Annotated in this window: 21 protein-coding genes; 3 read left to right on the top strand and 18 right to left on the bottom strand. The window is 67.6% G+C overall.

What is annotated here, in order from left to right; translation table 11 throughout:
- Positions 1 to 2: 2 nt before the first annotated feature.
- From VXJ37_RS12930 to tdh, 6 genes are all read right to left on the bottom strand, one after another.
- Positions 3 to 779, bottom strand: a complete 777-nt coding sequence (locus VXJ37_RS12930; protein ID WP_331323430.1) for a CPBP family intramembrane glutamic endopeptidase — start codon at positions 777 to 779, stop codon at positions 3 to 5.
- Positions 780 to 872: 93 nt separating this feature from the next.
- A complete protein-coding gene (locus tag VXJ37_RS12925) occupies positions 873 to 1,661 on the bottom strand; it encodes a DeoR/GlpR family DNA-binding transcription regulator (protein ID WP_331323429.1) in 789 nt (262 codons plus the stop codon).
- A 99-nt stretch (positions 1,662 to 1,760) separates the two neighbouring features.
- Positions 1,761 to 2,972, bottom strand: coding sequence for an imidazolonepropionase (gene hutI, locus VXJ37_RS12920; RefSeq protein ID WP_331323428.1), 1,212 nt, complete (start codon positions 2,970 to 2,972; stop codon positions 1,761 to 1,763).
- A gap of 11 nt (positions 2,973 to 2,983) precedes the next feature.
- Positions 2,984 to 4,099 carry an NAD(P)/FAD-dependent oxidoreductase gene (locus VXJ37_RS12915; protein WP_331323427.1) on the bottom strand — a complete coding sequence of 372 codons (1,116 nt, stop codon included), beginning with the start codon at positions 4,097 to 4,099 and terminating at the stop codon, positions 2,984 to 2,986.
- 57 nt (positions 4,100 to 4,156) lie between these two features.
- Positions 4,157 to 5,356, bottom strand: coding sequence for a glycine C-acetyltransferase (locus tag VXJ37_RS12910; protein WP_331323426.1), 1,200 nt, complete (start codon positions 5,354 to 5,356; stop codon positions 4,157 to 4,159).
- A 21-nt stretch (positions 5,357 to 5,377) separates the two neighbouring features.
- Complete coding sequence (gene tdh / locus VXJ37_RS12905; RefSeq protein ID WP_331323425.1) at positions 5,378 to 6,424, bottom strand: L-threonine 3-dehydrogenase; 1,047 nt, start codon at positions 6,422 to 6,424, stop codon at positions 5,378 to 5,380.
- Positions 6,425 to 6,550: 126 nt separating this feature from the next.
- Between tdh and VXJ37_RS12900 the strand changes: the two genes are divergently transcribed.
- Positions 6,551 to 7,462: a LysR family transcriptional regulator gene (locus VXJ37_RS12900; RefSeq protein WP_331323424.1), complete on the top strand. Its 912-nt coding sequence runs from the start codon at positions 6,551 to 6,553 to the stop codon at positions 7,460 to 7,462.
- A 21-nt stretch (positions 7,463 to 7,483) separates the two neighbouring features.
- Here VXJ37_RS12900 and VXJ37_RS12895 read toward each other — a convergent pair whose 3' ends face one another.
- From VXJ37_RS12895 to VXJ37_RS12875, 5 genes are all read right to left on the bottom strand, one after another.
- Positions 7,484 to 8,182: a hypothetical protein gene (locus VXJ37_RS12895; RefSeq protein ID WP_331323423.1), complete on the bottom strand. Its 699-nt coding sequence runs from the start codon at positions 8,180 to 8,182 to the stop codon at positions 7,484 to 7,486.
- Between the two features lie 215 nt (positions 8,183 to 8,397).
- Positions 8,398 to 9,906, bottom strand: coding sequence for an Asp-tRNA(Asn)/Glu-tRNA(Gln) amidotransferase subunit GatB (gene gatB, locus VXJ37_RS12890; protein ID WP_331323421.1), 1,509 nt, complete (start codon positions 9,904 to 9,906; stop codon positions 8,398 to 8,400).
- Positions 9,906 to 11,486 (bottom strand): Asp-tRNA(Asn)/Glu-tRNA(Gln) amidotransferase subunit GatA, encoded by a 1,581-nt coding sequence (gene gatA, locus VXJ37_RS12885; protein ID WP_331323420.1) that lies wholly within the window; start codon positions 11,484 to 11,486, stop codon positions 9,906 to 9,908. The genes gatB and gatA overlap by 1 nt, the downstream gene beginning before the upstream one ends.
- 2 nt (positions 11,487 to 11,488) lie before the next feature.
- Complete coding sequence (gene gatC / locus VXJ37_RS12880; protein WP_141940678.1) at positions 11,489 to 11,785, bottom strand: Asp-tRNA(Asn)/Glu-tRNA(Gln) amidotransferase subunit GatC; 297 nt, start codon at positions 11,783 to 11,785, stop codon at positions 11,489 to 11,491.
- A 147-nt stretch (positions 11,786 to 11,932) separates the two neighbouring features.
- Complete coding sequence (locus VXJ37_RS12875) at positions 11,933 to 13,435, bottom strand: CitMHS family transporter (RefSeq protein ID WP_331323419.1); 1,503 nt, start codon at positions 13,433 to 13,435, stop codon at positions 11,933 to 11,935.
- Between the two features lie 203 nt (positions 13,436 to 13,638).
- Between VXJ37_RS12875 and VXJ37_RS12870 the strand changes: the two genes are divergently transcribed.
- Positions 13,639 to 15,393, top strand: coding sequence for a sensor histidine kinase (locus VXJ37_RS12870; protein WP_331323418.1), 1,755 nt, complete (start codon positions 13,639 to 13,641; stop codon positions 15,391 to 15,393).
- Positions 15,386 to 16,048: a response regulator gene (locus VXJ37_RS12865; protein WP_331323417.1), complete on the top strand. Its 663-nt coding sequence runs from the start codon at positions 15,386 to 15,388 to the stop codon at positions 16,046 to 16,048. The genes VXJ37_RS12870 and VXJ37_RS12865 overlap by 8 nt, the downstream gene beginning before the upstream one ends.
- A 19-nt stretch (positions 16,049 to 16,067) precedes the next feature.
- Here VXJ37_RS12865 and VXJ37_RS12860 read toward each other — a convergent pair whose 3' ends face one another.
- From VXJ37_RS12860 to VXJ37_RS12830, 7 genes are all read right to left on the bottom strand, one after another.
- Positions 16,068 to 16,448: a RidA family protein gene (locus VXJ37_RS12860; protein WP_331323416.1), complete on the bottom strand. Its 381-nt coding sequence runs from the start codon at positions 16,446 to 16,448 to the stop codon at positions 16,068 to 16,070.
- Positions 16,449 to 16,495: 47 nt separating this feature from the next.
- Positions 16,496 to 16,999, bottom strand: a complete 504-nt coding sequence (locus tag VXJ37_RS12855; protein ID WP_331323415.1) for a GNAT family N-acetyltransferase — start codon at positions 16,997 to 16,999, stop codon at positions 16,496 to 16,498.
- 130 nt (positions 17,000 to 17,129) lie between these two features.
- Positions 17,130 to 17,939, bottom strand: a complete 810-nt coding sequence (locus tag VXJ37_RS12850; protein ID WP_331323414.1) for an inositol monophosphatase family protein — start codon at positions 17,937 to 17,939, stop codon at positions 17,130 to 17,132.
- Positions 17,936 to 20,326 (bottom strand): NAD-dependent DNA ligase LigA, encoded by a 2,391-nt coding sequence (gene ligA / locus VXJ37_RS12845; protein WP_331323413.1) that lies wholly within the window; start codon positions 20,324 to 20,326, stop codon positions 17,936 to 17,938. The genes VXJ37_RS12850 and ligA overlap by 4 nt, the downstream gene beginning before the upstream one ends.
- Positions 20,327 to 20,390: 64 nt before the next feature.
- Positions 20,391 to 21,002 carry a hypothetical protein gene (locus tag VXJ37_RS12840; RefSeq protein WP_331323412.1) on the bottom strand — a complete coding sequence of 204 codons (612 nt, stop codon included), beginning with the start codon at positions 21,000 to 21,002 and terminating at the stop codon, positions 20,391 to 20,393.
- A 122-nt stretch (positions 21,003 to 21,124) separates the two neighbouring features.
- Positions 21,125 to 25,570 (bottom strand): FtsK/SpoIIIE domain-containing protein, encoded by a 4,446-nt coding sequence (locus VXJ37_RS12835; protein WP_331323411.1) that lies wholly within the window; start codon positions 25,568 to 25,570, stop codon positions 21,125 to 21,127.
- Complete coding sequence (locus VXJ37_RS12830; protein WP_331323410.1) at positions 25,567 to 26,271, bottom strand: hypothetical protein; 705 nt, start codon at positions 26,269 to 26,271, stop codon at positions 25,567 to 25,569. The genes VXJ37_RS12835 and VXJ37_RS12830 overlap by 4 nt, the downstream gene beginning before the upstream one ends.
- Positions 26,272 to 26,286: the final 15 nt, after the last annotated feature.

Here is a 26,286-nt window from a genome sequence, read left to right as displayed (position 1 = left end):
GGTTAACCCAGCCCCACGGCCTTGCCAAAGAGGCTGAACCCAACGAAAGCCACGATATCCAGCAAGGCGTGGGCGACGACCAGCGGCATGACGCGGCGCGTGCGGGTGTAGAGCCACGCAAACACGATCCCCATGACCGCGTTGCCAATAAACGGTCCAAAGCCTTGGTAGAGGTGGTAGCTGCCGCGCAGCACGGAGCTCACCGCGATGGCTAGCGGCATGCTCCAGCCAAATTTGCCAAAGCGGTCCAGGAGGTAGCCCACAACAATGACTTCCTCGAGCACTGCATGGCGGATGGCGGACAGGATGAGGACCGGAACAGTCCACCAATAGGAATCGAGGGCGCTGGGGATGATCGCGGTGGTGATTCCCAATGCGCGGCCTGCCGCGTAGAGGCCCAGGGACGGGATGCCGATCAGCGCAGCCAGCCCCAGGCCCTGCAGCAGGTCCCGGCCCGGGCGTGCAAAGTTGAACCCCAGCTTCTGGAACGCAGAACGGGGGCCAGCTTCACCCGGCAACGTCTGGCGCTGGTCCGTAAGGAAGTACAGGACGAGCAGCACAGGCACCAGGGCAAAGATGATGTCCAGGAGCTGGTAGGTCAGGTCGAAGTATTCACGGGTGCTCTGGGAGCGGTTCAGGGTGGACGTACCCTCGGCCAGCGGGGCCCGGGTCATCTTGTCCAGCAGCTGCACTACTGAGTAGACGGCCGACTGGCCTAGGGACAGGCCCAGGACGATCCAGACTTCGAGTCGGAGGCGACGGCGGGAAGGAACCAGCATGTTCCCATCTTGCCTGCAGTTTCTGGATCCGGGCTGATGGACGAGCCGTCGTCTCACACCGAACACGCGGGAAGACCTGGGTGAGCCGCCGGATCAGGCCGGTGCCACGATCACTTCCGTGCCGTTGGCCTCAAAGGCGGCCTTATCGCGGGCAGAAATGCCGGCGTCAGTGATGAGCCGCGTGAAGTCGTAGCCGTCCATGGTGGCAAAGGCCCGCACACCCACCTTGGAGGAGTCGGCCAGGACGTAGGACACCCGCGCCCGGCTCGCCAGCAGGGCGTTCACGGACGCCTCCCCCTCGCCCGTGTTGGTGGGTCCCACCTCGGGGTCGATCCCATTAACCCCGATGAACGCGATGTCCAGCACCACCTTCTGCATGATGATGTCCGTGTAGGGGCCCACCAGCTCGTAAGACCGGGGATTAAGGATTCCACCGGTGACCATGACCTTGATGTTCGGCCGCACTGCCAGTTGCCCGGCAATGTTGATGGCATTGGTGACCACGGTGAGCGTGGGCTGGTTGGAGGGCGCGTTCAGGTCCTCACGGGTGGCCAGGATTTGGGCCAGCGCGGTGCTGGTGGTTCCCCCGCAGAGACCGATCACCGCTCCGGGCCGGATCAGCGCCGAGGCGCACAGCGCGATCTGTTCCTTGGCCTCGGCATGGTCGTCGCGGTTGTAGCGCCCGGGCAGGTCGTAGGCGAGGGCACCGGTAGTGGCGCCGCCGCGGGTGCGGGTCAGCAGGCGGCGCTTGGCCAGGCTGTCCAGGTCGCGTCGCGCCGTGGCTGGGGAAACGTTGAGGGTGCTGACGATTTCATCCACCTCCACCTGGCCGGTCTTGGCCAGCAGGTCAAGAATGGCAGTCAACCGGTCAGTGCGCGTCATCCCAAAGGGCCTTTCGATACTGCAGCCACCACTCTTGATGACGATTCCTGATTATAACCGAAGGGAAACGATCAGGAACAATCAAAACGCGGCCTCTCGTCAGCGCTCCCGTACGCCGGCCCGCCACACAGCGTACGTCAACGGCATCCCCGGCCGGTAGGCGAGGTGCGTGGCGGACGGGGCATTCAGCAGGTGCAGGTCGGCACGGTGTCCGACGGCGATGGACCCCACTGCGCGCTCCCCGTCGGCGTCCCTTCCGCGTTCCTTATGCAACGCCAGGGCCCCGCCATAGGTGGCCGCGCGGACGGCCTCGTGCACGCTCAGGTGCATCTGCAGGACGGCAGTGGTCACGCAAAAAGCCATGGAACTGGTGTAGGACGTGCCGGGGTTGCAGTTGGAGGCCAGTGCCACCTGCACTCCCGCGTCCAGGAGTTCGCGCGCCGGGGCCAGCGGCTGGCGGGTGGAAAGGTCGCAGGCGGGAAGGCACGTGGCAACGGTGCCCCGCTCCCCGCTCCCCGTGGCCGGGTCCCAGCCGGACCAGGACGCGGCCAGGGCCTTGACGTCCTGAACGGCAAGGTAGTTCACGTGGTCCACGCTGGCGGCGCCAAGCTCAACGGCGAGCTGCACGCCGGGACCTTCACCGAGCTGGTTGCCGTGTACCCGCAGGCCCAGGCCCGCGTCGCGGCAAGCCACCAGCACGCGACGGGACTGCTCGGCCGTGAAGGCCCCCTCTTCGCAGAAGACGTCGGCCCACTGGACGTAGGGGCGGACGGCGGCGAGCATGGGGCCGCACACCAGGTCGGTGTATTCGTCAGGGTCCTGTCCCGCGGGAACCAGATGGGCCCCCAGGTAGGTCACCTGGTCCGCCACGGTGGAGGCAATGCGCGCGCTGCGGGCCTCATGCTCAACATCCAGGCCGTATCCGGTTTTCGTTTCCAGGTAGGTGGTTCCCTGCGAGACGGCCTCGGCAACCCGTCCCATGGCGAGCCGGGTCAGGTCATAATCCGAGGTGGCGCGCGTTGCGTTCATCGTGACGGCGATGCCGCCCGCGGCATAGGCCTCCCCCGCCATCCGGGCCTCGAATTCCGCGGTTCGGTCGCCCGCGAAGAGCAGGTGGCTGTGGGAGTCGACCCACCCGGGCAGCATTGCCCTGCCGCCGGCGTCCACCACCTGGTCGGCGGGCGGCGCACTGGCCGCGGCACCGATCCAGGAGATCCGCTCCCCCTCAATGACCACTGCCGCGTCCTTCAGGACCCGGCGCTCCAGGTCCTGGGTCATCAGCTCGGCAATGTTGGTAATCAGGGTACTCATAGGACCATTCTTTAACGCCGGATGGACCATCGTGTGGCAGCGAGCGCCTGTGCTGTCCGGGATTCCGGACGGTCTCCGGTTGCGTCGCGGGAAACCGTCATCCCCGCCAGTATCTGCTCCGCGGCCAGCTCCGCCAGGGCTGACGAGGTCTGGAAGCCATAACCGCCCTGGCCGGCGAGCCAATAGAAGCCGGGGGCTTCCGCGTCGAACCCGGCCACGGGGACGCCGTCGGCTGCTTCCGTACGCAGGCCGGTCCAGGCGCGGCGGATCTCCCGGATCCCCAAGCTGGTCAACGAATTCAACCGCTCCACCAGGCGTTCCACGTCGCCGGGGCGGGGCCGGGCGTCCTCGGGGCCGCTGGCCACGTGCTCCGACGGCGAGATGAGCACGTCGTTGCCTTCGCGGCGGAAGTAGAACGTGTTGTCCGCAGCCGCCACCATAGGGCTTTGCCCAGGAAGGGGATGTTCGACGGCGGCAATCGCCGCGGTGCGCCGGTACGGCTGCAGCCCCAGCTTCTCCACACCACTGATCACCGCGAGCTCGTCAGCCCAGGCACCGGCCGCGTTGACCAGCACCCCGGCGCTGAACCCCTCTGCACCGGCCCCCACCTGCCAACCGGTACCCACCCGCTGGGCCGAATGCACCCGTGCCCCCGTAAAAATGTCGGCGCCGGCGGCGAGCGCCTGTTTACGGTGCTCACTGAGGAGCAGGGGCGCGTTGCAGCCGAAGGAGCCGGTATCCAGGCCGGCGGCGGCGAAGGTTCCCGGGACCAGCGCCGGACACAGTTCCAGGGCGCGGTCCACCGGGATGGAGCGCATGTGTCCGCTGGCTTCCGCGGCCACCTCGGGTTCGGAACCGATCAGCATGAAGCTGCGCGGCGTCAGGACCGGTTCCGGCAATTCCGCGTCCCGGGCCGAGAGCAGCTCCAGGGTGCGCACCGTGAGTTCCTGCACCACGGGCGGCCCGTAGCTCGGGATCAGCTGGCGGGCGGAGCGGGAGGACGTGTGGTACGCCAGCTCCTGCTCCGCCTCCACCAAACCAACGCTGCAGCGGCCCGCGAGCGCGGACGCCAGTGACAGGCCGGCTATGCCGCCGCCCACAATCAGGACATCGTAGTGTGCTGCCATCCGATCATCCTGCCAGAGTTCGCGCCATCCGGGACTCCCGCCTCGACTAAATCCGGGTCAGGCTGCTGCCGCCTCGGCACGGCTGGCGACGAAGGCACGGACGCACGCTTCGACGTCGTCCGCTGAATGGGCGGCGGACAGCTGCACCCGGATCCTTGCGGCTCCGCGCGGGACTACCGGGAAGCTGAAGGCGGTGACGAAGACGCCGTGCTGCAGCATCCGGTCGGCCACCTTGGCGGCCATGACGGCGTCGCCGAACATGACCGGCACGATCGCGTGTTCTCCGGGCAGCAGGTCGAAGCCTTCTTCCGTCATGCGGCGGCGGAACAGGGCGGCGTTTTCGAACAGCCGGCGCCGCAGGTCACCGGAGTTTTCCACCAGGTCCAGCGCCTTCAGGGTGGCGGCCACAATCGCGGGCGCCAGCGAGTTGGAGAAGAGGTAGGGCCGGGCCTTCTGCCGCAGCATGGCGACGATCTCCCTGCGGCCGGACACATAGCCGCCCGACGCTCCGCCAAGAGCCTTGCCGAACGTGCCTGTGTAGATGTCCACGCGGTCCGAGACTCCTGCGTGTTCGGGTGTCCCCGCACCGGTGGCCCCCATGAAGCCCACCGCGTGGGAGTCGTCCACCATCACCATGGCGCCGTACTTCTCGGCGAGGTCGCAGATTTCCTGGAGCGGAGCCAGGTATCCGTCCATGGAGAAAACGCCGTCGGTAACGATCAATTTGCGGCGCGCGTCCTGCGTTTCCTGCAGGCGGGACTCAAGCTCTGCCATGTCCCGGTTGGCGTACCGGTAGCGCTTGGCCTTGCACAGGCGGATCCCGTCGATGATGGACGCGTGGTTCAGGGCGTCGGAAATCACTGCGTCATCCGGGCCGAGCAGGGACTCGAAGACGCCGCCGTTGGCGTCGAAGCAGCTGGAGAACAGGATGGTGTCCTCGGTGCCCAGGAATCTGGAAACCCGGGCTTCGAGCTGCAGGTGCAGGTCCTGGGTGCCGCAAATAAAGCGTACGCTGGCCATGCCAAAGCCGCGCTCGTCCATGGCGGTCTTGGCGGCGCTGATGATCTCGGGATGGTCCGCCAGGCCCAGGTAGTTGTTGGCGCAGAAGTTCAGCACGTCGGCGCCCGGTCCGCCGATCCGGCCGGCGGTGATATGGCTGGACTGCGGTGAGCTGATGCTGCGCTCTGTCTTGTAGAGCCCGGCCGTGCGGATTTCTTCCAGCTCGTCGTGGAGCTGGTCCTTGATGGAGGTGTACATAGGTTTCCTTACCGTCAGGTCTTACAGTCGGGTCCAGTCGAGGACAACTTTGCCGCCAACGCCGCTGCGCGCAATCTCGAAGCCCTTCTCCCAGTCCGTCGCGGGCAGCGTATCCGTGACCACGGCGGAAATTCCGGCGTGCAGCACGGGGTTGGAGGAGAGCATGGCGCTCATGGCGTACCAGGTTTCGTACATTTCGCGGCCGTAGATGCCCTTGAGCGTGAGCATGTGGGTGACCACCTTGCCCCAGTCGATAGTGATCTCCTGGCTGGGCAGGCCCAGCATGGCGATCCGGCCGCCGTGGTTCATGTTGTCGATCATCTCAGGCAGGGCCGAGGGGTGGCCGGACATTTCCATTCCGACGTCGAAGCCTTCGCGCATGCCAAGCTCGCGTTGGGCGTCGCGCACCCGGGTGGTGGAGACGTGGATGGCGAGATCGGCTCCGAGCTGCCGTGCCAGCTCCAGCCGCGGCCGGGAAACGTCCGTGATGACGATCTTCCGCGCACCTGCGTGACGGGCCACCGCGATGGCCATGAGGCCGATGGGACCCGCGCCGGTGATCAGCACGTCCTCCCCCACGAGCGGATAGCTCAGGGCCGTGTGCACCGCGTTGCCGAAAGGGTCGAAGATGGCGCCGAGTTCGGGCGTGACGGAGGGGTCATGATGGACCCAGACATTGGTTTCGGGGATCACGACATATTCGGCAAAGGCGCCATCACGCTGGACTCCCACGCTGACTGTGTGGATGCACATCTGGCGGCGTCCGGCGCGGCAGTTCCGGCAGATGCCGCAGACCACGTGGCCTTCGCCGGAGACCCTGTCCCCGACCTTGATCTCCCGGACATCCTCGCCCACTTCAACCACTTCGCCATAGAACTCGTGCCCGGCAATCAGGGGGGCTTCGATGATCCCCTGCGCCCAGGCGTCCCAGGACTGGATGTGCAGATCCGTGCCGCAGATTCCGGTGGTCATGACCCGGATCTTCACGTCAGCCGGGCCTGCTGCGGGTTCGGGCCGTTCGACGAGCTCGAATCCGGCGTGGGGGCCGGCTTTATACAGGGCCTTCATTGGCATCCTTACTGCTTGGCATTCGATCTGCGGGGTACGTCCCCATTGAAGCCCTGCCGATTCTTTAGCACAACAGGAATTTTCTCAATCGACGATGTAGCTATTGCTAATGATTAGAGTGGACGTATGGAGGTTCATCAGCTTGAAATCCTGCGGGAACTGGGCGCGCTGGGCAGTGTGAAGGCCGTGGCCGATACGCTCATGGTGACCCCGTCGGCAGTGTCCCAGCAACTGGCGCACCTGCAGCGCTCGGTGGACGTTCCGCTGACACGCAAGGAGGGCCGGAACCTGGTATTGACCGAGGCTGGCCAGGTACTCGCCGACGCGGGGGCCGCCGTCGTCAGCGCCATGGCCGATGCCCGCGGCGCGCTGGGCACCTATCACGGCTCCCCTGCCGGACGGGTAACAGTCAGCGGGTTCCACAGCGCGGGACAGGCCCTGTTCGCCCCGCTGGCCCGGATGCTGGACCAGCCGGAACACCCCCGGATCGAACTGTCGGACGAGGACGTCGCGCAGCAGGACTTTCCGGCCCTCACCGCGCGGTATGACCTGGTCCTGGCCCACAGGATGGACCACAGCCCGCGCTGGCCCGCGGACCGCGTTGCCGTGATCCCGCTGGCCCACGAACCCCTGGACGTCGCCCTGCCCGCCAACCACCCCTTGGCCCGGCGGGACACGGTCACGGCGGACGACGTCGGCGCCGAGGCTTGGGTGACCAGCCACCCCGGGTATTCCCCTGCCGATGTCCTGTCCGCCATCGCTGCCGTCTCCAGCCGGGTGCCCAACATCATTCACCGCATCAACGACTATTCAACGGTGGCTGCCCTCGTGGCCGCCGGCGGAGTGGTGGGGCTTCTGCCCAGGTACACGGCAGGCCCGGTCCTCAACCCGGACATCGTGCTGCGTCCACTGGAGGGCATCAGCACCCGCCGCAGGATCGACCTGCTTGCGAGGCCGGAGAACCTGAAGCGGAGGGCCGTTGTGATGGTCTGCGAGGCGCTGGAGGACATCATGGCAGGGCTGGTGCAGCAGGGCTGAAAAGGGGCATTGTTCCGGAAGCTACGAGTCCTCGACATCCTGGTCGTTGCCCTTGTCCATCTTGTGCCCCAGGCTTTTGCCGTGCCCCGGGCCCTGGCTGCGTCCCAGGCCGCGCCCCAGCCCCATGCCAGGCCCGTCGGCCGCACCCTTCACGATCCGCTTGGCCGTGGCCTTGTCCCCGTCCTTGAGGCCGGCTATCCGCACGGCGTCACCCACAGCAATGTCGGCGATGGTTCCGTCCGCCGCCCTGGGCCGCTTGCCGTCGTCGCCCGTTGCTCCCGGGGTGGGCGTCGCACCCGGACTGCCTGGAGTACCTGTGCCAGTGGGTCCCGCGGCGGGAACCTTGATGATTTTGGTGTCGCTGTTGACGGTGTAGGTCTGGGAGAAGCCGTCCTCACTCCTGACCGTGATGGCAGTGCCGCTGACGGACTCCACGGTCCCCCGCTGCTCCAGCTCGGTCGTGAAAGTACCGTCCGGGTTCTTGACTACGGCCTCCCCGTGCAGGGGCTGTGCTCGCTGGTCCTTGCCCGGCTTGTTATGCCCTGGAGCGTTGCCGGAGTTACCCGGCGCCGACTGGGATGGAGCAGGGGACGCCGAGGGGGTCGGAGTGGGCGCGCCAGTCGCGGACCATGCCAGCGCGGCCCCGGTCCCGGTCAGTGCCAGGGCCACCGCGCCGGCAAGCGCCACCCTCCGCGCCTTCATTGGTTTCCGGACCGCCATGGCTGTTCCTCCCGCACGCTCGCGCCGCAACTGGACGCCGGGGCACCGGCGCCCCGTGGGCTCCAGTGTAAGTCCGCTGCCCGCGGGCGGCCACGCGTACTTTCAGAGACCGCCGCCTGAGTACCTACCACGTGGTTAACGCGAATCCGGGCCGCAGCGAGACGCCGTTGGGAAAACCCAATAGCGCCGGCTGCGGCCCGGGCCGGGAGGAAACGCTAGACCGTGACGCCCAGCTTCTCCAGGATCAGTTCGCGGACGCGGCCGGCGTCGGCCTGGCCACGGGTGGCCTTCATGACACCGCCCACGATCGCGCCGATGGCCTGCACCTTGCCGCCGCGGATCTTGTCCGCAACATCCGGCTGCGCGGCGAGTGCGGCGTCGATGGCTTCCAGGAGGGGACCGTCGTCGGACACGACCGCCAGGCCGCGCTTTTCGATGATCTCTTCCGGAGTGCCCTCGCCGGCGAGTACGCCGTCCAGCACCTGGGAGGCCATCTTGTTGTTGATCTTGCCGGCTTCCACCATGCGGCTCAGTTCCACAACGGTGGCGGGGCTGACGCCCAGCTGGCCGGGGTCGACGTCGGCGGCCTTGGCGCGTCCCACGATCTCGCCCATCCACCATTTGCGGGCCACGGACGCCGAAGCGCCGGCGGCAATGGTTTCCTCGATCTCGTCCAGGACGCCGGCGTTCACCACGTCGCGGAACTCCAGGTCGGAGTAGCCCCAGTCTGCCTTGAGGCGCTTGCGGCGCTCCGCCGGCGGCTCCGGGAGGGTGGCGCGCAGTTCCTCCACCCATTCGCGGGAGGCCACCACGGGAACCAGGTCCGGTTCCGGGAAGTAGCGGTAGTCGTCGGCATCGGACTTGGGCCGGCCCGACGTGGTGGTGCGGGTGTCCTCGTGCCAGTGCCGGGTCTCCTGGACAACCGGGGTGCCGGAGTCCAGGACGGCGGCGTGGCGCTGGATCTCGTAGCGGACGGCGTGTTCGACGGCGCGCAGCGAGTTCACGTTCTTGGTTTCCGACCGGATGCCAAACCGTTCGCGGCCGTGCGGGCGGAGCGAGACGTTGGCGTCGCAGCGGACGTTGCCGCGTTCCATCTTTGCGTCGGAGACGCCCAGGTTTTTCACGATCTCGCGGATGGCGGCAACGTAGGCCTTGGCCAGTTCCGGCGCCCGGGAGCCCGCGCCCTCGATGGGCTTGGTGACGATTTCCACCAGCGGAACACCGGCGCGGTTGTAGTCCACCAGCGAGAAGTCCGCACCCTGGATGCGGCCGGTGGCCCCGCCCATGTGGGTCAGCTTGCCGGCGTCCTCCTCCATGTGCGCGCGCTCGATCTCCACGCGGAACACCGTGCCGTCCTCAAGTTCGATATCCAGGTAGCCGTCATACGCGATGGGCTCGTCGTACTGGGAGGTCTGGAAGTTCTTGGGGGTGTCCGGGTAGAAGTAGTTCTTCCGGGCGAAGCGGCAGGATTCGGCGATCTTGCAGTTCAGCGCCAGGCCGATCTTGATGGAGGACTCCACCGCGGTCTTGTTCACCACGGGAAGGACGCCGGGCATGCCGAGGTCCACCTCGTTGACGTTGGTGTTGGGCTCGTCGCCGAAGACGTTGGGGGCGGAGGAGAACATCTTGGTCTTGGTGTTGAGTTCCACGTGGACCTCAAACCCCAGGACGGGATCGTACTTCTCCATTGCCTCATCGAAGCTCAGGATTTCGTCAGTGCTCATTATTTTGCCTCCTGGGTCTCGAGGGTGTCAGCGGCAGTTCCGGCAGGCTCAACCAGCGAAGGAGCCTGGGCCAGCAGCGGGCCGCCCCATTTGGCTTCGAGCAGCGATTCCAGGACCGCACCCACCCGGTACAGGCGGGCGTCCTCGCGGGCGGGGGCCAGGAGCTGGATGCCGACGGGCAGCCCGTCCTCATCCGCGAGGCCGCCCGGCAGCGACAGGCCGGGCACGCCGGCGAGGTTGGCGGGGATGGTGGCGACGTCGTTGAGGTACATGGCCAGCGGATCGTCCAGTTTTTCGCCGAGCGGGAACGCCGTGGTGGGGGCGGTGGGCGAGATCAGCACGTCGGCCTGCGCGAAGGCGGCTTCGAAGTCCCGCTGGACCAGGGTGCGGACCTTCTGCGCGGAGCCGTAGTAGGCCTCGTAGTAGCCGGCGGACAGGGCGTAGGTGCCCAGAATGATGCGGCGCTTGACCTCGTCGCCGAAGCCGGCGGCGCGGGTGGCACCCATGACGCGCTCAATGGTCATGGGGCCCTCTTCGGGGAGGACGCGCAGGCCGTAGCGGACGCCGTCGAACTTGGCCAGGTTGGAGGAGGCCTCGGACGGCATGATCAGGTAGTAGGCGCCCAGGGCGTACTGGAAGTTGGGGCAGGAGACCTCAACGATCTCCGCGCCGGCGTCCTTGAGCAGCTCCAGTGCATCGTTGAAGCGGTTTTCGACGCCGGCCTGGTAGCCCTCGCCGTGCAGTTCCTTGATGATGCCAATGCGGAGCCCCTCAACGCTGCCGGTCTTCGCTGCGGCGACGAGGTCCGCCAGCGGGTCCGGCAACGAGGTGGAGTCGCGGGGGTCGTGGCCGCCGATGACCTGGTGCAGCAGGGCGGAGTCCAGGACGGTCCGGGTAACGGGGCCGATCTGGTCCAGGGAGGAGGCCATGGCGATGGCGCCGTAGCGGGAGACGCTGCCGTAGGTGGGCTTCACGCCCACGGTGCCGGTGACGGCGCCGGGCTGGCGGATGGAACCGCCGGTGTCCGTGCCCAGGGCCAGGGGCGCTTCGAAGGCGGCAACGGCTGCAGCGGAACCGCCGCCGGAGCCGCCGGGGATCCGGTCCAGGTCCCACGGGTTGCGGGTGGGTCCGTAGGCGGAGTGCTCCGTGGAGGAGCCCATGGCGAACTCGTCCAGGTTGGTTTTGCCCAGGATGGGCATCTTGGCGGCGCGCAGGCGCTCCACCACGGTGGCGTCGTACGGGCTGTGCCAGCCTTCGAGGATCTTCGATCCGGCCGTAGTGGGCTGGCCGATGGTGACGATGAGGTCCTTGACGGCGATGGGGACGCCGGCCAGGTAGTGCAGTGCTTCGGCTTCTGCACCACCGGCGGCGCGGATGGCGTCCACCTCGGCAGCGACAGAGAGAGCTTCCTCGGCGTTGACGTGCAGGAAGGCATTGACCTTGCCGTCCACGGCCGCGATGCGGTCCAGGTGGGCCTGGGTGGCTTCGACGGCGGTGACCTCGCCGGCACGCAGTTTGTCCGCGAGCTGCGCCGCAGAGAGGCGGATCAGGGTATCGGCGCTGATGTTTTGTTCAGTCATGGTTATGCCTCATCCAGGATGGCGGGGACCTTGAAACGGTTCTCATCGGAGTCCGGGGCGCCGGAGAGTGCCTGTTCCGCGGTGAAGGTGTGGCCAACGACGTCCTCGCGGAACACGTTGGTCAGCGGAATGGGGTGCGAGGTGGCGGGCACATCGTCCCCCGCGGCCTCGCTGACGGACTTCACCGAATCGACGATGACGGCGAGCTCGCCGGCCATCCTGTCCAGCTCTTCGGCACTCATCTCGATGTGAGCGAGCCGCGCGAGATGCGCGACGTCGTCACGGTTGATCGCAGCCATGGATCTCCCCTGCAAAGTTCGAATTGTTTTCCGATCCAGTCTAGTGGGGAAACGCAGATGCCCGTCTGACATCCCCCAGCGGGCGTCAGACGGGCACCTTCGATACCCGCATCCTGCCGCGGGGACAGGAGCACGGGCAGCTACAGACTAACCGATACCAATGGCTCCGGTCAGCATGCCGACACCAAGCATTACCAGCGAGATGACGGCCGTGCGCCACAGGACCTTCTTGTGGTGGTCACCGAGGTCCACCTTGGCCAGCGACACCAGCAGCAGGATGGCCGGAACCAGCGGGCTCTGGAGGTGGAACGGCTGGCCGGTAATGGAGGCGCGGGCCATGTCCGCGGCACCGACACCGTAGTGGGCGGCGGTCTCGCTGAGCACCGGCAGGACGCCGAAGTAGAACGCGTCATTGCTCATGAAGAACGTCATGGGGATGCTGAGGACGCCGGTGATGACGGCCATGAACGGACCCATGGAGGACGGGATGATCTGGACCAGCCACGCGGACATTGCCCCGACCATGCCGGTGCCCTTGAGGACGCCGGTGAGGACTGCGGCGGCCATGACCATGCTGACCACGGCGACGATGGACGGTGCGTGGGCGATCAGCTGGGCGCCCTGGTCCTTGACCTTGGGGAAGTTGACCAGCAGGGCGATCGCGGCGCCCACCATGAAGACGAACGGCAGCGGAATGACATTGGCCACGAGGACCACCATGACCGCGACGGTCAGGGCGAGGTTGAACCAGAACAGCTTGGGGCGCAGGGTGCTGCGGTTGGGATCGAGTGCGGTGTCCGCCATGGCGGAGTCGTTCTCGTCCACGAGGGCTTCGGTGCGTTCCAGCACGGTGACGCCGGCACCGCCCAGGGGGCCGCCGCTGAGGGAACGGTCGACGGCGGGGGCTGCTCCGCCAGGGTTGCCGCCCTTGCGTCCGCGGCTGCTGCCCGCGCCGCCGGTTCCGGAGGCACCCGCGGAAGTGCCGCCGTCGAACTCTGCTGCGGTGTCCGGGACGCCCCAGATTTCGGGAGCGGTGGCGCGGAGGCGGTTGCGTTCCTGCAGGCCCAGCAGCCAGGAGAAGGCGAAGACGACGACCAGGCCGGCCACCAGGGACGGGATCATGGGGACGAAGACGTCGTTGACGTCGATCTTCAGGGCGGTGGCGGCGCGGGCCGTGGGGCCGCCCCACGGCAGGATGTTCATGGTGCCGTTGGCCAGGCCGGCCACGCAGGTAAGGACCACGGGGCTCATCTTCAGGCGCAGGTAGACCGGCAGCATGGCCGCGGTGGTAAGGATGAAGGTGGTGGACCCGTCACCGTCCAGGGATACGGCGGCGGCCAGGGTGGCGGTGCCCAGCACAACCTTGGCGGGGTCGTTGCCCAGCTTGCGGAGGATGAACTTCACCAGCGGGTCAAACAGTCCGACGTCGATCATCAGGCCGAAGTAGATGATGGCGAACATCAGCAGGGCCGCGGTGGAGGTCATGGACTTCATGGAGTCCATCACCATGTCGCCGATGCCGAGGCCGGCCCCGGCGAACAGGCCAAAAACAGTAGGGACAATGATCAGCGCCAGCACTGGCGTCAACTTCTTCGTCATGATCAACACCATGAAAACCGCGATCATGGCGAATCCAAGTATTACCAGCACAGCCGGCTCCTTCTTGTGAACAGCACCACAGCGTTGTGATGCGTGCTACAGACTGTAGGGTGGCGTCCGTCACGGCAGTGTCTTTGGCTCAGTTGATTGGCATACTGCTTATTGGGAGCATTTTGCTCATTATGCTCACGCAGCTTTTCGCGCTGGAGGGCGCCCGCCCGCTACCGTCAGGCAGTACCCGCCAAGGAGGATGAATGCAGCGTTCCGCGCCCCGGCCGCCGCTGCGGTTTTCCACCCAGACGCTCCTGCTGCAGCTGGCCGTGGTTCTGCTGGTGGTGCTGCTCAGCGCCGCCGTCCATGCCTGGCTGACCTACGACCGGGTGGGCAGCGACGCCGAGAACCAGGCGCTGACCCTCGCCCGCACCGTCGCCTCCGATCCCGAGGTCCGGGCGGACGGGCTGGCCATCAGTGAACAGCCGGGCACTCCCCCGCCCGCGGAGCTTCTGGCCGGCCCACTGCAGGCGTCCGCCGAGGCAGCGCGAACTCGGACGGGCGCACTCTTCGTGGTGATCACCGACGAAACCGGCATCCGGCTGGCGCATCCCGACCCCCAACGGCTCGGCGAAAAGGTCAGCACCGACCCGTCCGAGGCGTTGTCCGGGCAGGAGATCACCACCCGGAACAGCGGAACCCTGGGCCCTTCCGCCGGGGCGAAGGTTCCGGTGTACGCTACCGGCACGGCGACGGTGGTGGGCGAGGTCAGCGTGGGCTATTCCATGGAGACCGTCGCCCAAAGCGTGGCGCGGGACATCGGGCCGGTGGCGCTGACGGCCGCCGGAGCCCTGCTGGCCGGGGTCCTGGGGTCCTTCCTGCTGCGCCGGCGCCTGCAGCGCCTCACCCTGGGCCTGGAGCCTGAAGAGATCAGCACGCTGGTCCACGACCAGGTTGCCGTACTGCAGGGCGTGGACGACGGCGTCATCGGCGTGAGTGCCGACGGCCGGATCAGCGTCTTCAACGCCGCCGCGCAGCGCCTGCTCGGATTGCCCGACCTGTCCGGTACTGCCTGGGAGGACGCTCCGGTGCCGGAGCAGCTGAAGTCGCTGACCCGGCCGGGAACCGGTGCCGCAGGCCCGGCCCCGGGTACCGGCAGTGCAGGCCAGGATGCCCTGGAACTGGTAGCCGGCGGCCGGGTCCTGGTAGTGAACGCGCGCAAGGCACTGCACCGCAGGGAGGACCTGGGCTGGGTCATCATGCTGCGCGACCGAACGGAATTGCAGGAGCTCACCCGGCAACTCGACGCTGTGGGCACCATGTCCACGGCGCTGCGCGCCCAGCGGCATGAGTTCGCCAACCAGCTGCACACGCTGGCCGGCTTCCTGGGCATCGGGCAGCACCATGAGGCACGCGACTACCTGGCCGGATTGGCCGCCACGGGACCGCTGAAGTTCCCGGTGGACCAGGCCGAGCTGCTCCAGGACCCGTACCTGCAGGCATTCGTCGGCGCCAAGGGCGTGGAGGCGGACGAACGTGGCGTTGCCCTCCGCATTGGGCCGGAGACGCTGGTCCGCGGCCAGGTGACCCAGGCCCAGGATGTGACCACCGTGCTGGGCAACCTGATCGACAACGCGGTGAACGCCGCCGTGGCGGGGTCCTCTACCGAACGTTGGGTGGAGCTTGAGGTGCTGGACGAGCCGGGCGACGACGGCGGCACGCTGCACGTGGTGGTCGCCGACTCCGGTGACGGGTTGGCGGACGGAACGGACGCGGAGCGCGTGTTCGCCGAAGGTTTCACCACCGCCACCGGCCCCGTGCGTGCAGGAGGGGGCCAGGGATTTGGGCTGGCGCTGGCCCGCCAGCTGGCCCGCCGCCGCGGAGGGGACGTCACAGTGCTCGAACGCGGAACCAGGGGCGGCCCCGGTGCAGTGTTCATGGCCACATTGCCACACACAACGGCAGGAAGCCCTGCCGCCCACCAGCTGGGGGCAGCCGGAAAGGATGACAATGGCTGACGATTTTCGGGTCCTGATTGTGGATGACGACTTCCACGTGGCCAAGCTGCACGCCACCTACGTGGACTCGGTGGCCGGCTTCCTGGCGCTGGCACCCGCGGGCAGCGCGTCCCTGGCCCTGCAGGCCATCCACAGCCTGCGGCCGGACCTGGTGCTGCTGGACGTCTACCTTCCGGATGCCTCGGGCCTGGACCTGCTGCAGCAGCTGGATGTGGACACCATCATCCTGAGCGCCGCCTCCGACGCCGCCTCAGTCCGGGCGGCGTTCCGCCGCGGCGCGCTGGGTTACCTGCTGAAGCCGTTCACCGCCGAGTCGCTGTCGCAGCAGTTGCGCTCCTATGCCCGCTACCGCCGCCTCCTGGCCCAGCCGGGGGCTCTGGACCAGGACGGGGTGGAACGCGCCAAACGTGCGCTGATTCCGGGGGATGTCACGCCGTCGTCCAAACCCCGTTCGGCCACGGAAGCGGCGGTCCTGGAATCGCTGGTCAGCGGCGAGCAGTACTCGGCCGCCGAGGTGGCCTCACGCGTGGGTGTCTCCCGTGCCACCGCCCAGCGGTACCTGTCCTCCCTGGCTGACGATGGCGCGGTGGACATCCAGCTCCGCTACGGGACCACCGGCAGGCCGGAACACCGATACGGCCTGCCGGCCCGGTAGGGCAGAAGAAACTTCCGCGTTACGCGCTCTTCTGGGCCACCAGTTCGATCTCGACGAGCATCTTGGGGTCCAGGAACGGGAGCACGTGGACCAGGGAGAGAGTGGGGCGGATCTCTCCGAACACCTCGCCGTGGGCGCGGCCGGCCTCTTCCCATTTGCTGATGTCCGTCAGGTACAGCTTGGACTGCACCACGTCCTCATAGCCGAATCCGGCGTCGGCCAGGACCTTGCCGAGTTTCTGCAGGATGTACTGGGTCTGGGTGTAGAAGTCATGCCCCACGATTCCGTCGTCACCGCTGGCCGCGGTGGCGGAGATGTAGAGGGTGTTGTCCACCTGGACGGCGCGGGAATAGCCGAGGGTCTGTTCCCAGACGGATCCGCTGCCGAAGGTTTTGCGCATGGGTGGGCCTTTCAAAGCTGGAATGGGTCGCCACCACTGTAGGGCTGCTACAGGTCGCGCCGGTAAACCAGCAGTTTTATGTCGGTTCCGGGGACCAGCCAGTCCCGTTCAGGGGCCCGGTGGAAGCCGGTCTTCCGGTACAGGCCGTGCGCGCTTTCCCAGGTTTGGCCAGTGGTGAGGGCCACTGCACGGATGCCGGGAAGCGTCCTGGCATGGCTGACGATGGCGTCCACCATGGCTTTGCCGGCGCCGCTGCGCTGTACGGCGGGGTCTACCACCAGCATGCGGAATTCAAGCTCGTCCTGCAGGGCGATGTCCGCGTACGGTTCCCCCGCCAGTGCCAAGGTGACCGAGCCGACGATGGTTCCTTCCCGTTCGGCCACCCAGATGGTGGCCTGCCCGGCCCGTGCCGCAACATCCATGATCTTGACCATGTAGGGGTGCGAGGCGTCGTCAAAGTAGCCTGCGGACAGGTAGGAGTCCCCGGTGATGCGGGCAATGGCGGGGAAGTCGGCTTCGACGGCGGGACGGATGGTTAGCTGCGGCTGCACCCGTCAATGGTAGTGGCAGCCGGTCCGTGGGCTGCGCGGAAAAGCGTTTTCCGTGATCGAACTATCAGATGCTGCGCAGCATCCCGCACAGTCCCTCCCTCGGGCGCCTGCGCCCGAAGGACCTCCCCTGTTACAGCGGAAACTTCCCGGACAGCTCCAGGCTGGCGGCACAGGTCCAGGCGTCCAGCCGTTCGTCGTCAGTGGGGCCGCCGTCGAGCGGGCTGGTCAGGCGGGGCCTGCGCACCCAGCAGCCGGCTTCCTCCGCGATCAGCGCCCCGGCCGAGAAGTCGTGTTCGTTGAGTCCCCGTTCGCCATAGGCATCATGCGTTCCATCCGCCACCATGCACAGGTCGAGGGCCGCGGAACCCAGGCGGCGGACGTCGGCGAAGCCGTCCATGAGGGTGGCAAAAGCGGCGGCTTGCTCGCTGCGGACGTCGGGCTCGTAGCTGAACCCGGTGGCCAGGATCTGCCCGGCGCGGCCCGGTACCGGGCCATCGAGCCTGGTGATAGTGCCGCGTTCCTCCAGCCACGCACCCTGGCCGCGGGCAGCGTAGTACACCCGCCCCAGGGCAGGGGCGTTGACGACGCCGGCCAGCCAGACGCCGTCGGCATCGGCGACAGCCACGGAGGTGGCGTAGTAGACGATGTTGCGAATGAAGTTGGTGGTGCCGTCCAGGGGGTCGATGGACCAGCGGTAACCGGTGGGGTCGGCCGCCCGGGTGGTTCCCTGTTCCTCGCCGGTGATGCTGTCACCTGGGCGGGCAGCGGCGATGACGCGACGCACGGCGTTTTCGGCAGCCAGGTCGAAGGCCGTGACCCAGTCCCCGGCCGCCCCCTTGTTGCTCGCGTCCAAGGCGTTGCCGTCCCGGCCTGAGAGGACGTTGGCGCCTGCCGCGGCGGCCTGCCTGGCTACCTCCAGGAGTTCAGCTGCGGACGTCATGCGTTCTCCTCCACTGCGGCCGGTACAGCCGCCCCTTGGGTGACGTCGTTATCGTCGCGGCCCGTTGCCGCGGCGCTGCCGCCAGGTTCTGCGCCGTCACCGGGTTCTGCGCTCCCACCTGGTTCTGCACCATCACCAAGTTCTGCGCCGGCTGCGGGGGCGTCACCCAAGGCAGCCGGGCCGCCGTCGAGCAGTTGCCGGAACCCGTCCTCGTCCAGGACCCGGACGCCGAGCTGTTCTGCCTTGTCCAGCTTGCTGCCGGCGCTTTCGCCGGCCACCACGTAGCTGGTGTTCTTTGAGACGGAGCCGGCCGCCTTGCCGCCCCGGAGCAGGATGGCTTCCTTGGCCTCGTCCCGGCTGAAGTTGGGCAGGGAGCCTGTGACCACCACGGTGAGCCCTTCCAGGGTGCGGGGCATGGACTCGTCCTGTTCGTCCTCCATGCGTACCCCGGCGGCAGCCCAGCGGTCGATGATCTCCAGGTGCCAGTCCTCCGCGAACCATTCCTTCAGTGCGGCGGCGATGGTGGGGCCTACCCCGTCCACATGGGCCAGTTCCTCCTCGGTGGCCGCACGAATGCGGTCCATGGAACCGAAAGCCTGTGCCAGGGCACGCGACGCGCGCGGACCGACGTGGCGGATGGACAGGGCAACCAGGACACGCCACAGGGGCTGGGTCTTGGCCTTCTCCAGTTCCTTGAAAAGCTTCTGGGTTGTGGCAGTGGGCTTCGACGGCGACTTGGCGGTGCCCTTACTGAAGAAGTACGGCACCAGCTCGTACTCGCCGGTGGGAACGCCCTTCGCCTTTTTCTCGCGCCGGATACGGACATCGGCCAAATCCCCGGGAGTGAGGTCGAACAGCCGGGCTTCGGAGGTCAGCGGCGGCACCTCAGGCTCCGCGGGCTGGGTCAGGGCGATGGCCGCCTCCCAGCCCAGCGCCTCGATGTCGAAGGCACCCCTGCCCGCCACGTGGAACACGCGCTCGCGCAGCTGCGATGGGCAGGACCGGGCGTTGGGGCAGCGGACATCCACGTCCCCCTCCTTGGCGGGGGCCAGGGGCGTGCCGCAGGAGGGGCATTCGGTGGGCATCACGAAGTCGCGCACCGGCGGGTCCTGCTGGTCGCGGAGGTTCAGGACCGGGCCCACGATTTCCGGGATGACGTCACCCGCCTTCCGCAGGATCACGATGTCGCCGATCTTGACGCCCTTGGCCTTGACCACGTCCTGGTTGTGCAGCGTCGCCATTTCCACAGTGGAGCCGGCCACCTTGACCGGCTCCATGACTCCGTAGGGGGTGACGCGGCCGGTGCGGCCCACATTGACCTGGATGTCCAGCAGCTTGGTGTGGACTTCCTCCGGCGGGTACTTGTAGGCCACGGCCCAGCGGGGAACCCGCGTGGTGTTGCCCAGGGCACGCTGGGTCCCGAAATCGTCCACCTTGATCACGATGCCGTCGATTTCATGGAGCAGCTTGTGGCGCTGGTCGCCGTAGCGTTCGATGAATGCCAGGACGTCGTCGCGGGCTTCCAGCACCTCGAAGTACGGGCTGACCGGCAGGCCCCATTCCTTGAGGAGCCCGTACGTCTCGGACTGGCTGCCGGCCGCAAGTCCCTCCCGGGCACCGAGGCCGTGGACGAACATTTTCAGCGGGCGCTTGGCGGTTTCGGCGGGGTCCTTCTGCCGGAGCGACCCTGCTGCGGCGTTCCGGGGATTGGCCAACGGTGCCTTGCCGGCTTCGATGAGTGATTCGTTGAATTCCGCGAAGGCCTTGGACGGGATGAACACTTCACCCCGTACCTCCATCTCGGCCGGGAAGCCGTTGCCCCGCAGTTCCTGCGGGATTTCCTTGATGGTGAGCAGGTTGTGCGTGATGTCCTCGCCGGTGGTGCCGTCGCCGCGGGTGGCTGCACGGACCAGCTTGCCGTCGCGGTAGAGCAGGTTGACAGCCAGGCCATCGATCTTGAGTTCGGTCAGCCACGCTGCCTTGCCGCTCCCGTCGCCGATCTTCTCGATGCTGGCCTCGGCCCGGTTGAGCCAGGCCTCAAGCTCGTCGAGCGAGAAGACGTCCTCCAGGCTGTACATCCGCTGCAGGTGCTCCACCGGCGCGAACGCGGCCGATACCTCGCCGCCCACTTCCTGGGTTGGGGAATCGTTGGCCACCAGTTCGGGGTGCAGCGCCTCGATCTCCTCGAGGCGGCGGAAAAGAGCATCGAACTCGGCGTCCGACACCAGCGGCGCGTCCTCCTGGTAGTACGCGAACCTGTACTTCCGCACCAGGTCCGCGAGGTTGTCGTATTCCTCGCGGATGGCCTCGGTGGGGATCGCTTCGGGCTCGTGCGGCGCCGTGGTCCGGCCGGCGGTCTGTTCTGCATGTCCTGGTCCTGTGCTCACAGACCTATCTTGCCCTACAGCCCCGACACCCATGTGGCAGGGCGGCGCGGCCGGTGCGTGCAGCTCAGTGCGACCGGAGCCGGTTCCGGTGGCGTGTGAACCAGGCGAAGGAGCCGGCTGAAACAGCCACCAGCAGCGTTCCCAGGGCGATGGGGAGGAACTCCGGCCCGTCGGAATCCTGGCCCCGTGCGGGAACGGCGGCAGCCATCGGAGCGGCCGCAGCGGACCGCGCGACGGGACTGTTCCAGTCCTGGCCACTGGACGGTCCGGTGGGCGGCCGGTACCCGGCGGCGGCTGAGGCGGTGGCCGGGCCGGCCACGTCATCTGCCGGCTTGGCGGCCAGCGCCGGATCAGGTGGTGCAGCGTCCTGAAGCCCGGCGTCTCCCTGCGGCGGCTGGGGCGGGGCCGGCTGGACCGGTACCCCGGCAGTAGGTGCCGGCTGGGAAGTTGGCGGAGCAGGGTCCCTGGTCTTCCGCGGCCGTACGGGTTGGGCAGTGTCCGGGCTGCCGGCCAGGACCGGCAGGCAGAGAATGCCGCAGGTTGAGGCCGGGGCCACCGAGGGCTCGGCCGTGGCAGCGAGTGCGGGGGACGTTGGGAAGAAGCCAAAGGCCAGGGCCAGGACAGCTGCCGATGCCGTCGTCGAAACAGCGTGGCGGGCCGGTACGGACGGGGTCATTGCTACCTTTCGATGCGCGCAGTCCCCCCACCACGGCTTTCTGGTGTCCCCGGTAGTCTTCTACAGCTCCCTGCGGGGCCGCAAATCCGCAGCAGCGGGGGCCCCGCAGTCATCGGAGCTGTTCAGTCCCTGTTTTCGGGCGGCAGCGCCACCTGGATTTTCCGGGCCTTGCCGCGTCCCACCACGTAACCGCGGCCCGGAATGAACTCGGGACTGACGCGGCCCAGGGAGGTGTTGAGCAGGCTGTCGCCCTCAATGTCCCCCGGGTTGAGCAGCAGCCCGCGCCGGCCGGATTTGAACGGCTGCGCAAGCTGCCAGGCGCTGGACCAGGTGGAGGACTCGGACTCGCCCACTACCCACTGGTCCGCTTTGAGCGAAGCCGTCACCAGCTGTGCCATGCCGGATTCGGCGATGGTGTCGGTGAACTCCGTCAGGCCTTCAATGAAGATGGCCACGGTTCCCGGGTTTCCGGTGGAGTGCTCCACCAGGTCCTCCACCACCTCGGCGAGGTCGTCAGGGCCCACCACGGCGCGGTTCCAGATGGGAAGTGACGCGACGGCGGACCGGCGGGATCCCACGTAGATCAACTCGGTGCCGGGGTTGGACCGGCGCAGGGCGTATGCCAGGGTGACCAGGGCTACGGTGCGCCCTGCACCCGGTGGCCCGGCAAGCAGCAGGGGGCCCCGTGCCATGAGCTCGGCGGGCTGCAGCGTCTCGTCGTCCACGCCTATGACCGGCAGGTCCGGGTTGCCGGCGGGCAGGACGTCAAGGTCCACCTGCTCCGGCAGCCGCTCGATGCCCGGCGCGGTCCCCAGCCCCTGCCGCATCATGGCTTCGCTGAGCTTGTGGACTTCACGGGCCTGCAGGGCCAGGTTGGAGTTGCCGCCCAGGACCGCCAGCTGTACTTCGAGCCCGTCCAGCAGCCCGCGGCCCGGGGGCGAATTGGCGGTAAGGACGTCCCGGGGCACGTCCATGGAAATGTAGTCGTCCTCGTTGGAGAGGCGCAGCACCAGCCGGCGCTGGATGGAGGCCAGCAGCGATGCGGGCACGGCGTTGGGTCGGTCACCCGTGACCACTAGGTGGATGCCCAGCGTCCGGCCGTCGGTGGCCAGCTGGAGGAAGATGTCCCAGAGCCCGGAGAGCTTGCTGTGTTCGTAGGCTTCGCGGAAGGCGGACATGCCGTCCACCAGGACGAAGATCCGTTTTTCGTCCGGTCGGTTGGCCAGCTTCCGGTACTCCACGATGGTGGAGGCCCGGACCTCCGCAAACTTGGCCGACCGCAGCTCGGCGATATCGCGCAGGAGGCGGAGCAGGCGCCCCACCCGTTCCACGTCGTCGCCGTTGATGATCTCTCCCACGTGCGGAAGCTCCTCCAGCATCCGCAGCCCCGCCGACCCGCAGTCGATGCCGTACACGTGCACCGGACCCCCGCGCGGGGTGACCGCGGCGGCGATGGCGATGCCGCGCAGGGCTGCCGACTTGCCCGAGCCGCCGGTGCCATAGATGGCCATGTTGCCGTCCCGGTCGGGCTCGTAGAACACGGTGGGCTGGTCCTGGTGGACGGGATCGTCGGCAACGCCCAGCAGCAGCTGTTCATCAGTACGCGGGTTGGGCAGCTTGGAGAAGTCGTAGGTCTTGGCCAGTTCGTCCAGCCACGGCTTGCGTGGCGGCTGGATGGCAAGGCGGTCCGCAGCATGCACGATGGTGGAGGTCATCCGGGCGATGTCGTTGGGCCCGGCCGGTTCCTGGGCGACGGGCTTGTCAGGGGCGGGGGCTTCCCAGCTGGGCCCGGAACCGAAGGCCATCTCCACGATGTCGATCTGGGGCCGCTGCGGCTTGTCAGTGGTCCATCCGCCGGCATAACCGGTCTGGAACCCCTGGATGCGTCCGGGACCCGTCTTGGCTGCACCGCGGCCGGGTATGGCGGGGTCGAAATAGGCAGCGTCGGGCACGCCGAGGATATCCGTGGCGTCATCCTCGTCGGCCATGCGCAGCGCCACGCGCAAGTTGGTGTTGGCACGGAGGTTGTCCTTGATGACGCCCGCCGGCCGCTGGGTGGCGAGGATGAGGTGCAGGCCCAGGGAGCGGCCGCGGGCGGCCACGTCCACCACCCCGTCGACGAATTCGGGAACATCGTTGGCCAGGGCCGCGAACTCGTCCACGATGATGATCAGGTACGGCGGTGCGTCGGGGTCGGCCTCCCGCTGCAGGGCCAGCAGGTCCTTGGCCTTCTTGCGGTTCAACAGCTGTTCCCGGTAGTGCAGCTCTGCCCGCAGCGACGTCAGGGCCCGGCGCACCAGGTGCGGGGACAGGTCAGTGACCAGCCCCACCGTGTGCGGAAGATTGATGCAGTCGGCGAACGCGGCGCCCCCCTTGTAGTCCACGAACAGGAAACTGACGCGGTCCGGGCTGTAGGCCGCGGCCATGCCCATGACCCAGGACTGCAGGAACTCGGACTTGCCAGCGCCGGTGGTTCCGCCCACCAGCGCGTGCGGTCCTTCGTTCTTCAGGTCCAGGTAAAGCGGTTCGATGCCCTTGGACCCCACCAGGGCCCGGAGCGTGCCGTTGTCCTTGCGGTTGGCCACAGCGCTGGCACGAACCGAATTGTTCTCCGTCCAGCGCTCTGCGACCGCCTCCGGGTTGTCCAGGAAATCCTTGCCGATCAAGGTTGCATAGGAAACGGCGCGCGGCAGGTCGGAATCATCGTTGACGGGCTTGCCCACATCGACCACGGGCGCCAGCATCCGTGCCAGCTGCGCAGCCAGTTCCGCATCCACGCTTTCGCAGCTGACCGGGTAGGTGTGGCGGCCCAGGCGCACCTGGCCGGTGGTGGTGCCGTCGTCGCCGTCCACCACCATGAAGTCGCGGCAGGCTGCAGGGAGCGCCTGGATGTCGGTGGCCACCCACAGGACGTGGACACCTGAATCGGGACCCCGTTCAGCCAGCCGGGTGAGGCGGCCGCGGTCCACGGGGGCGTCGTCTTCCACGATGACCAGCAGGGACGGCAGGACCGGTTCCTCAAGCTCATGCTTCACGGGGTCAATGCCGGGGCGCAGCTCGGGCGCGGTCCGTTTGGCTACTGCCTCGCGGGCCTCGACCAGGTCTTCGAGGCGGGCCAGCAGGGAAGAACCACCGGCGGAACCGGCGGCCAGGTGGTCCCCGCCCAGGGGGCTGTGGCCCGATCCCACGTGCGGAAGCCACTGCAGCCAGTTCCAGCGGGCCCGGGACTGGGCGGACGTGATGGCTGTCAGGACCACCTCGGCCGGCGAATGCAGGCCCACCAGCTGCAGCACCATGCCGCGGGCGACGTCGTCCACCAGGCCGCGTGCGCCGGCGATGCCCAGGGCGCCAGAGGTGCGCAGCTGGGAGACCACGGGAACGCCTTCGATCTCGCTGAACTGCTTGATGCAGTCCTGGATTTCGCGGGCGTACTGGACCTCGGTGTCATTGTTGGAGGGTTCCTCCAGCGGAATGCGGGACGGCGCGGTGCCGAGCCCGAAGCGCAGGCCCAGGAACGAGGAGTGCTCCGGCCGGTGCGTCCAGAGCAGCGGCCCCAGCTTGTAGATGGCATCCACGGTGTCGCTGACAGACGGCGCTTCCTGGAGCCGGACGGCCCGTTCCACCTGCTGCAGTTCGGTGAGGTCCTGCCGGAACGCGGCCATCGAGGCCCGGAACTGCTTGAGCTGTTCCTTCTGTTGCTTCCGGGTCCGCATCCGGGTGTCCACGTAGTGGCCCACGATGAACAGGGGCATCATCAGCATGAACACCATGGAGAGCACGTTCTGCGTCACCGCGAAGATCACGGCGCCCATCATGAGCGGTGCCACCAGCATGATGTACGGGAAGGGCTGGTCCTCCGGACGCTTGGGTCCGGCAGGCAGGACGCGCTTGAGTACCTCGAAACGCGGCACCACGCGCGGGGAGCGGTTGAAGTCCACCAGGGGCGACGTCGGCGCTGCCGCGTGGTTGTGCCCCAGCGGCACCACGGTGACGGTGGTGTCCCCCAGGGTCACCGTATCGGAGGAGTTGAGGGTGGCGCGGGTGACGGGCAGGCCGTCCATCAGGAGGCCGTTGGCGGAGTTGGTGTCAACGATTTCGATGCTTTCGCCCACCGTGATCCGGGCGTGCCGCTTGGAGGTCAGCGGATCAGTCAGGCGGATGTCCACGTTCCGGTCCCGGCCGATGTAGCTGGTGCCGGTGGGCAGCGAAAATTCGCGTCCGACGTCGGGCCCGGACAGTACACGCAGCGTTGCCGCGGCGGGTCCCCGGCTGGCTCCGGCCTCGTGGAACTGCCCGCTCACCTGGGCCAGCGATACTACGGACCCCGGCCTCAGCCCTGATTCGAGGAGGTTGTCCTCCCGGGCCAGGACGTTGCCGCTGATGCCGGCCCCCACGAAGGCTTCGTCAATACGCAGGGAAAGGTTGTCCGGCGCAGGGGTGCCCTTGCGGTCCGGGTCAGCCGCCCAGAGGACGGTGGCGATGTCGGCCACGGTGGCCATGCCGTCCACCGTGACGGCCAGGTCCTTGGCGTCGGCGGGTTCGCGGCGGAGTGTCAGCCGGATCCTCATCCTTCGTCCACGCCCCTCATCTTTTCGAGCAGGTACAGGTCATCGGGTGTCACCAGGTGGGTGGTGACGGCGTGTTCCACCAGCCGGGCGCGGCGGTTCGTGGCGAGCTTGCCGCCGCCGCCGCGCAGCCCTACCACGCCCACCCGGTCCAGCTTGTCGCAAACGTTGTCCAGCTTCCGGTTGAACCGGGTCAGGGCCCAGCCCAGGGTCCTGGCGGCCGCCGCCGAGGACGGGATGCTGCTGAAGCCGGTGCCTTCGCGCCGGAGCACGGGCTCGGCGAGCGCCACGATCAGCGCTTTCTGCGCGTCCGTGAAGACCACCGGGCCGATCGTGGTGTCCCCGCTGCTGGCCCCTTCGCGGGCTTCCTGCCGGAAGGAGGGCGTCTTCAGGTGCACGGCGAACTCGTACGTCGTGGGACCGGCAGTGAAAATGACGTTGGTGTGGCTGAACACCAGCGGAATCCGGGCGCCGGGCGACAGCCAGGCCTGCATGCCGCCGGAGGCATCGGCCACGGTGGCGGAGAGCATGCTCCCCACGTTGCTGAGCCACCAGATGCCGTCGTAGCGCGCCACCTGCAGGAACTGCCGGTGCAGGTACGGGTTGTCATCCACTTCGAGGTCGCCCTCGCGGCCGATATTGAAGATGTCCTCGTCCGATGGTTCGTACCATTCGCCGCAGAAATCTATCGCTAGATCCCCCATGATCCACGCCTCCTC

Origin of the sequence: Pseudarthrobacter phenanthrenivorans (assembly GCF_036455295.1) — a bacterium.
In the GTDB taxonomy this organism is placed as follows: domain Bacteria; phylum Actinomycetota; class Actinomycetes; order Actinomycetales; family Micrococcaceae; genus Arthrobacter; species Arthrobacter phenanthrenivorans_C.
This window is presented reverse-complemented; position numbering and strand designations above follow the sequence as displayed.